Origin of the sequence: Isoptericola hypogeus, from assembly GCF_039531145.1 — a bacterium.
GTDB classification, from domain to species: domain Bacteria; phylum Actinomycetota; class Actinomycetes; order Actinomycetales; family Cellulomonadaceae; genus Isoptericola; species Isoptericola hypogeus.
In genome coordinates this window covers 1-6,679 of sequence record NZ_BAAAPM010000006.1, presented here as the reverse complement: position 1 = coordinate 6,679, position 6,679 = coordinate 1, and the positions used below count along the sequence as shown (strand labels likewise).

The window sequence follows — 6,679 nt, the reverse complement described above, 5'->3', positions numbered from 1 at the left end:
CCTCGCACCGGGCGGCGCACCGGGCGGCGCGGCCGGCGCCCCGTGGGCGCCGTGTAGCGTGGGCGGGGTGAGGTTCTTCGGTGCACGCCGGACGAGCAGGTCCCGGCCGGCCGGTGACGGCCCGGCGGACGAGCTGGGCGACGACGAGCTGCGGGCCCGCGTGGAGGGTCTTCTGCTGAGTCACGTGGACGGGTCGGGCGCGCCACCCGACGACCACGGACCGGCCACCGCCCTGTCCCGCGACCGCGTCACCGACTGGCTCGAGCGCTCCGGCTTCTCGTACTTCGTCGACTCCGACGGCGACGCCGGCGGCCTGTGGCACGGCTGGCTGTTCTACTTCCTGGTGCTCGGCGAGCGGTCCGAGGTGCTGCAGGTGCGCGGCCAGTGGCACCGCGACCTCGCCATCGAGCGGCTCGAGGACGTCCTCGAGATCTGCAACGAGTGGAACGCGGAGCGCATCTGGCCCAAGGCGTACGTGCGGGTACGCGACGACGGCTCGGTCGTGGTGTGCGCCGAGGTGACGGCCGACGTGGGGCGCGCGGCGACCACCGCCCAGCTCGACCAGCTCCTGCAGTGCGGGCTGAGCACCGGATCGATGTTCTTCGAGCACCTGGACACGCTCTTCCCCGACCCCCTGCGGGCGGCCCCGTGAGCGCCGGGTGGCGCCGCGGCGCCCGGCGAGCCGCCGAGGTCGCCCGGCAGGCCGCCGAGGGTGCGCGCCGGGTCACGACGTCGGTGGGCCGGACGGTCGGGCAGAAGGTGCAGGACAGCAGGCAGGGCGACCTCCCCGAGCAGGGCGACGCCGGCCGCCGGCGCCGGGGCAGCGCCCGGCGCGCTGGCGGCCCGGTCGTCCGGCCGCGCCCGCTGAGCGGCCCGCGGGTCGCCGACGATCTCACCCGCCGCGGCTACCGCGTGCGCACCGACGACGACGGCGACGTGACCGGCACGTGGGACGGCAACCGCTTCTGGTTCCTGCTGCTCGGCGACCACGAGGAGATCCTGCAGGTCCGCGGCCGGTGGGCCGGCACGGTGCCGGCCCAGGCCCGGCTGTCGGTGCTGCAGGCCGTCAACGACTGGAACCGCGAGCGGGTGTGGCCCAAGGTCTACACCCGACCGGAGGGCGACGGGCTCGCCCTCTACACCGAGGTGTCGGTCGACTTCGAGCACGGCGCCACCGACGAGCAGCTCGCCGCGACGGTGTCCTGCGGCCTCGTCACGGCGTCGCAGTTCTTCGCCACGGTCGGGACGCTCGCCCCGGGCGCTCCCGGCGCGCCGGGTACCGACTGACCCGTCCGCGGCGCCGCGGACGACGGCACCGCTCAGCGGCGCAGGGTCGGCATCCCGAGGGTCACGGGTCCTTCGGCCGGCGCGGCGCCGTGCCCGTCCTCGTCGTCGCCGCCGAGCCGCGCACGCTCCCGCTGCGCCCACGCGTCGCCCGACCGGGTGCGGCGCACGGCGTACGTGCCGCCCGCCAGGGCGGAGTCGGCGACGAGGTGGTGCGGGGCCGCGTGCGTCACCTCGACCGTGACGATGTCGCCGGGGCGGGGCAGGTCGCCGTCGAGCGGGCGGTCGGCCAGGCGCGGGTCGGCCAGCGACTCGGGCGCGCCCGTGGGCGCGGAATCTCCGGCCGGGAGCGCGACGTGCACGAGGCGGTTGTCGCGCGCGCGCCCAGAGATGCGGTGCCGAGCGCCGTCCTTCCGGCCGGCACCCTCGGCCACGAGGACCTCCAGCGTTCGGCCCACCTGCCGCGCGGACTCCTCGGCGCTGATCCGCTCCTGCAGGCCGAGCAGCCGCTCGAAGCGCTCCTGCACGACCTCCTTGGGCAGCTGGCCCTCCATCGTCGCGGCGGGCGTGCCGGGGCGTGGCGAGTACTGGAACATGAAGGCCGAGCTGAACCGGGACGCCTCGACGACGCGCATGGTGTCGAGGAAGTCCTCCTCGGTCTCGCCGGGGAAGCCGACGATGATGTCGGTCGTGATCGCGGCGTCGGGCATGCGCTCGCGCACCCGCTCGAGGATGCCGAGGAACTTCGCCGAGCGGTAGGAGCGGCGCATCGCGCGCAGCACCCGGTCCGACCCCGACTGCAGCGGCATGTGCAGCTGCGGCATGACGTTGGGCGTCTCGGCCATCGCGTCGATCACGTCGTCCGTGAACGCCGCGGGGTGCGGCGAGGTGAACCGCACGCGCTCGAGGCCCTCGATCGTGCCGCAGGCGCGCAGCAGCTTCGCGAACGCGCCGCGGTCGCCGAACTCGACGCCGTAGCTGTTGACGTTCTGCCCGAGCAGGGTCACCTCGACGGCGCCGGCCGCGACCAGCGCCTCGACCTCGGCGAGGATCTCGCCCGGCCGGCGGTCGCGCTCCTTGCCGCGCAGGTGCGGCACGATGCAGAAGGTGCAGGTGTTGTTGCAGCCCACCGAGATGGACACCCAGCCGGCGTAGACGCTCTCGCGGCGCGTGGGGAGGGTGGAGGGGAAGACCTGCAGGGACTCGGCGATCTCGACCTGTGCCTCGGCGTTGTGCCGGGCGCGCTCGAGCAGCACCGGCAGCGCGTCGAGGTTGTGGGTGCCGAAGACGACGTCCACCCAGGGCGCCTTGCCCACGATCTCGCCGCGGTCCTTCTGCGCGAGGCACCCGCCGACGGCGATCTGCATGCCCGGCCGGGCCGCCTTGACGCTCGCGAGCTGGCCGAGGTTGCCGTACAGCCGGGTGGCGGCGTTCTCGCGCACGGCGCACGTGTTGATGACGACGACGTCGGCGCGGCTCGCGGCCTCTTCCTCGGGCGCGGCGCGCGTGTAGCCCGCCTGCTCGAGCATGCCGGCCATGTGCTCCGAGTCGTGCACGTTCATCTGGCAGCCGAGCGTGCGCACGAGGTAGGTGCGCGGGTGGGTCGCGGTGCCGGCGCCGGAACCGGGGTCGCCGGCGGGCGCGAGGGCAGCGCTCTGCGGGGTGGAGGACGTGGTGGTGGACATCGCTTCTAGGGTACGGTGCCGGGCGCGCGGGTCCCGACGAAGTGTCATCAGCGCTGACGCCGTCGTCGTGGCACGCTCGTGCACTCGTCATGCACGCACTGTTACTCAACCGTTGCGGAACCGGCGCCCCGGGTGCTGGTCGCGGTAACACCGACTGGATAGGTTCGAGGGATGGATCACGGCGAAGCGACCACGACGACCGGGCCGGTGGAGGCGTCGGCCCCCCTCGGGCCCCCGCTCGTGGAGCTGACCGACGTCAACAAGCACTTCGGTGATCTGCACGTGCTGAAGGACATCAACCTCACCGTCCGCAAGGGCGAGGTCCTCGTCGTCATCGGCCCGTCCGGCTCCGGGAAGTCCACCCTGTGCCGCGCGATCAACCGGCTGGAGACGATCGACTCCGGCGAGATCCGCATCGACGGCGTGCCTCTGCCCGAGGAGGGCAAGGCCCTCGCCAAGCTGCGGTCCGACGTGGGCATGGTCTTCCAGGCCTTCAACCTCTTCGCCCACAAGACGATCCTCGAGAACGTGACCCTCGGGCCGATCAAGGTCCGCCGGGAGAAGACGAGCGCGGCGAAGGATCGGGCGCTCGCGCTGCTCGACCGGGTCGGGGTGAAGAACCAGGCGGGCAAGATGCCGGCCCAGCTCTCGGGCGGTCAGCAGCAGCGCGTCGCGATCGCCCGCGCGCTGGCCATGAAGCCCAAGGTGATGCTCTTCGACGAGCCGACGTCCGCGCTCGACCCGGAGATGATCAACGAGGTGCTCGACGTCATGGTCGCCCTCGCGCAGGAGGGCATGACCATGGTCGTCGTCACGCACGAGATGGGGTTCGCGCGCAAGGCGGCCAACCGGGTCGTCTTCATGTCCGACGGCGAGATCGTCGAGGAGGCCACGCCCGAGGAGTTCTTCACCGCACCGCGCAGCGGGCGGGCGAAGGACTTCCTGTCCAAGATCCTGACCCACTGACCCACCCACCCATCAGGCGGGCACCCCGCCGACCGCGCGAACCGGCCGCGAGGCAGGGGCCGGGACCGCACGGGCGACCACTCACGAAGGGTAGAACGATGCGCACACGACACACAGGTGCCGCCACGCTCGCCGCGCTGACCGCTCTCACGCTCGCCGCCTGCGGCGGCGGCGGCGAGGTCGGTGGCGGCGGGGAGGAGACCGGCGGCGCCGAGGGCGGCGGCGACTCGATCAAGATCGGCATCAAGTTCGACCAGCCGGGCCTCGGCTACCAGGACGCCGGCGAGTACACCGGCTTCGACGTCGACGTCGCCACGTACGTGGCCGGGGAGCTCGGCTTCGAGCCCGACCAGATCGAGTGGGTCGAGGCGCCGTCCGCGAACCGCGAGACGATGCTGCAGACCGGCCAGGTCGACATGATCTTCGCCACCTACTCGATCACCGACGAGCGCAAGGAGCAGGTCGCGTTCGCGGGCCCGTACTTCGTCGCCGGGCAGGACCTCCTCGTCGCCGAGGACAACACCGACATCACGGGTCCGGAGGCGCTCGAGGGCAAGAACCTCTGCTCGGTGACCGGGTCCACGTCGGCGCAGCGCATCAAGGACGAGTACGCCGAGGGCGTCCAGCTCGTGGAGCGGCCGGGTTACGCCGAGTGCGTCACGGCGCTCACCGCCGGACAGGTGGACGCCGTCACGACGGACGACATCATCCTCGCGGGCCTGGCGGCGCAGCCGGCCAACGCCGGCAAGGTGAAGGTCGTCGGGGCGCCCTTCTCCGAGGAGAACTACGGCGTCGGCCTCCCGCAGGACAACGACCGCTGCGAGGACATCAACGCCGCGATCACCAAGATGATCGAGGACGAGTCGTGGGACGAGTTCGTGACCTCGAACACCGAGGGCACGGGCTACGAGCCCAACGCGGACCTCAACCCGCCGACGCCGGACGCCTGCGCCTGACGACCGACCGAGGGGAGCGGCGCGCGCGCCGCTCCCCTCGCCCCGTCCGTGGCGGCACCCCGCCGCACCACCCCTCCGGAGGCTGACACACCGTGGGTGACTTCCTGTCCCAGTTCGGGGAGCTCTTCGCCGAGTACCCGATCGCCGCGGCCTACTGGGTCAACATCCAGCTGACGTTCTGGGCCGCGATCTTCTCGCTGATCCTCGGCACCGTCCTGGCGCTCATACGGATCTCCCCCGTCGCGAGCCTGCGGTGGGCCGGCGCAGCCTACGTGAATCTGCTGCGCAACACGCCCCTGACCGTCATCATGACGTTCCTGTTCCTCGCGGTTTTCCTGCAGCTGCAGATCAGCCTCTCGGACGACTTCACGCAGAACTTCTTCCGCTTCGGCGTCATCGGCCTCACGGTGTACCACGCCGCGTTCGTGTGCGAGTCGATCCGGTCCGGCGTCAACACGGTGCCGATCGGCCAGGCGGAGGCCGCGCGGGCGATCGGCCTCTCGTTCCTTCCGGCGGCCCGGCTCATCATCCTGCCGCAGGCGTTCCGCGGCGCGATCGCACCGCTGGGCAATACGCTCATCGCCTTGCTGAAGAACTCCACGGTCGCTGTGGCGGTGAGCGTCTCGACGGAGGCCTCGACCGTCATGCGGGAGATGATCGAGAGCAACGCGAACTTCATCTACGCGATCTTCGTGCTCTTCGCGATCGGCTTCGCGGTCCTGGTGATCCCCATCGGCCTGGTCACCACCTACCTCTCCAACCGACTGGCGGTGCGCCGATGAGCACGCAGAAGACCGTCCTCTTCGACGCCCCCGGGCCTCGGGCACGACGCCGGATCATCCTCGGCAACGTCGTCGGCCTGCTCGTGGTGCTCGGCGTAGCAGCGCTGGTGGTCGCCGAGCTCGCGCGCAAGGGCCAGCTCTCGTGGAACCTGTGGGGCCCGGTCTTCACGTCCGACGCGTGGCAGTACTACTTCCTGCCCGGACTGCAGAACACGCTGCGGGCCGCGGCCTACGCCGTCGTCGGGGCTGTGGTTTTCGGCCTGATCTTCGGCTCCGGCCGCCTCGCGCGTTCTCGCACCGTCCGTTGGGCGAGCGGTGTCGTCGTGGAGTTCTTCCGCGCCGTGCCGGTGCTGCTGATGATGATCTTCTTCTGGCTTCTCCTCGGCTTCAACACCGATGTCGAGGACCCCGCCTTCCTCGCGGTCGTCATCGCGCTCGTCCTCTACAACGGGTCCGTCATCGCCGAGCTCGTCCGGTCCGGGGTCGGCAACCTGCCCAAGGGCCAGTCCGAGGCCGGCCTCGCGATCGGCCTCACCGGCGGCCAGACGCTGCGCTCGATCCAGCTCCCGCAGGCGCTCATCGCGATGCTGCCGGCCCTGATGTCCCAGCTCGTCGTCGTGCTGAAGGACACGGCCCTCGGCCAGATCATCACGTACAACGAGCTGCTCCGGGCCGCGCAGATATTCGGCAACGGCAACGGCAACAACCTGCAGACCCTGACCGTGGCGGCGGTCATCTTCATCGTCATCAACTGGGCGCTCACCGCGGTCGCGCGGTGGCTCTCGCGCTACCTCAGCGGCCGCACGGCGGCCGCGACGCCCGACGTCATCGTCGGGGACGCCACCGCGGCGCCGGTCGCCGGCGGCTGACTCTCGGCGGCGGTGCCGGCCGCGCGACCGCGACACCGTCGGCGACAACGAGGGCCCGGACGCCGCTGGGCGGTTTCTAGGGGTCCTCGCAACACCTGATGGTCTATGTGGCCGTCAGTAGATCACGCAGACGCTCG

The 6,679-nt window shown here is 71.6% G+C and carries 7 protein-coding genes; 6 read left to right on the top strand and 1 reads right to left on the bottom strand.

What is annotated here, in order from left to right; translation table 11 throughout:
- The first annotated feature begins 67 nt into the window (after positions 1 to 67).
- The gene (locus ABD254_RS15240) at positions 68 to 652 is read left to right on the top strand and encodes a YbjN domain-containing protein (protein WP_344249334.1); all 585 of its coding nucleotides are present in this window, start codon (positions 68 to 70) and stop codon (positions 650 to 652) included.
- Positions 649 to 1,287 carry a type III secretion system chaperone family protein gene (locus ABD254_RS15235; RefSeq protein ID WP_344249333.1) on the top strand — a complete coding sequence of 213 codons (639 nt, stop codon included), beginning with the start codon at positions 649 to 651 and terminating at the stop codon, positions 1,285 to 1,287. The genes ABD254_RS15240 and ABD254_RS15235 overlap by 4 nt, the downstream gene beginning before the upstream one ends.
- Before the next feature lie 32 nt (positions 1,288 to 1,319).
- Here the strand turns inward: ABD254_RS15235 and miaB are convergent, their stop codons facing one another.
- The gene (gene miaB / locus ABD254_RS15230; protein WP_344249332.1) at positions 1,320 to 2,969 is read right to left on the bottom strand and encodes a tRNA (N6-isopentenyl adenosine(37)-C2)-methylthiotransferase MiaB; all 1,650 of its coding nucleotides are present in this window, start codon (positions 2,967 to 2,969) and stop codon (positions 1,320 to 1,322) included.
- A gap of 171 nt (positions 2,970 to 3,140) precedes the next feature.
- Between miaB and ABD254_RS15225 the strand changes: the two genes are divergently transcribed.
- From ABD254_RS15225 to ABD254_RS15210, 4 genes are all read left to right on the top strand, one after another.
- The gene (locus ABD254_RS15225) at positions 3,141 to 3,935 is read left to right on the top strand and encodes an amino acid ABC transporter ATP-binding protein (protein WP_344249331.1); all 795 of its coding nucleotides are present in this window, start codon (positions 3,141 to 3,143) and stop codon (positions 3,933 to 3,935) included.
- Positions 3,936 to 4,033: 98 nt separating this feature from the next.
- Positions 4,034 to 4,891: a glutamate ABC transporter substrate-binding protein gene (locus ABD254_RS15220; RefSeq protein WP_344249330.1), complete on the top strand. Its 858-nt coding sequence runs from the start codon at positions 4,034 to 4,036 to the stop codon at positions 4,889 to 4,891.
- 92 nt (positions 4,892 to 4,983) lie between these two features.
- A complete protein-coding gene (locus ABD254_RS15215; protein WP_344249329.1) occupies positions 4,984 to 5,673 on the top strand; it encodes an amino acid ABC transporter permease in 690 nt (229 codons plus the stop codon).
- The gene (locus ABD254_RS15210; protein WP_344249328.1) at positions 5,670 to 6,542 is read left to right on the top strand and encodes an amino acid ABC transporter permease; all 873 of its coding nucleotides are present in this window, start codon (positions 5,670 to 5,672) and stop codon (positions 6,540 to 6,542) included. The genes ABD254_RS15215 and ABD254_RS15210 overlap by 4 nt, the downstream gene beginning before the upstream one ends.
- Positions 6,543 to 6,679 lie beyond the last annotated feature (137 nt).

Coding starts and splice junctions, on each gene's coding strand:
- miaB (WP_344249332.1), bottom strand. CDS start 2,969: ATGTCCACCACCACGTCCTCCACCCCGCAGAGCGCTGCCCTCGCGCCC.
- ABD254_RS15225 (WP_344249331.1), top strand. CDS start 3,141: ATGGATCACGGCGAAGCGACCACGACGACCGGGCCGGTGGAGGCGTCG.
- ABD254_RS15220 (WP_344249330.1), top strand. CDS start 4,034: ATGCGCACACGACACACAGGTGCCGCCACGCTCGCCGCGCTGACCGCT.
- ABD254_RS15210 (WP_344249328.1), top strand. CDS start 5,670: ATGAGCACGCAGAAGACCGTCCTCTTCGACGCCCCCGGGCCTCGGGCA.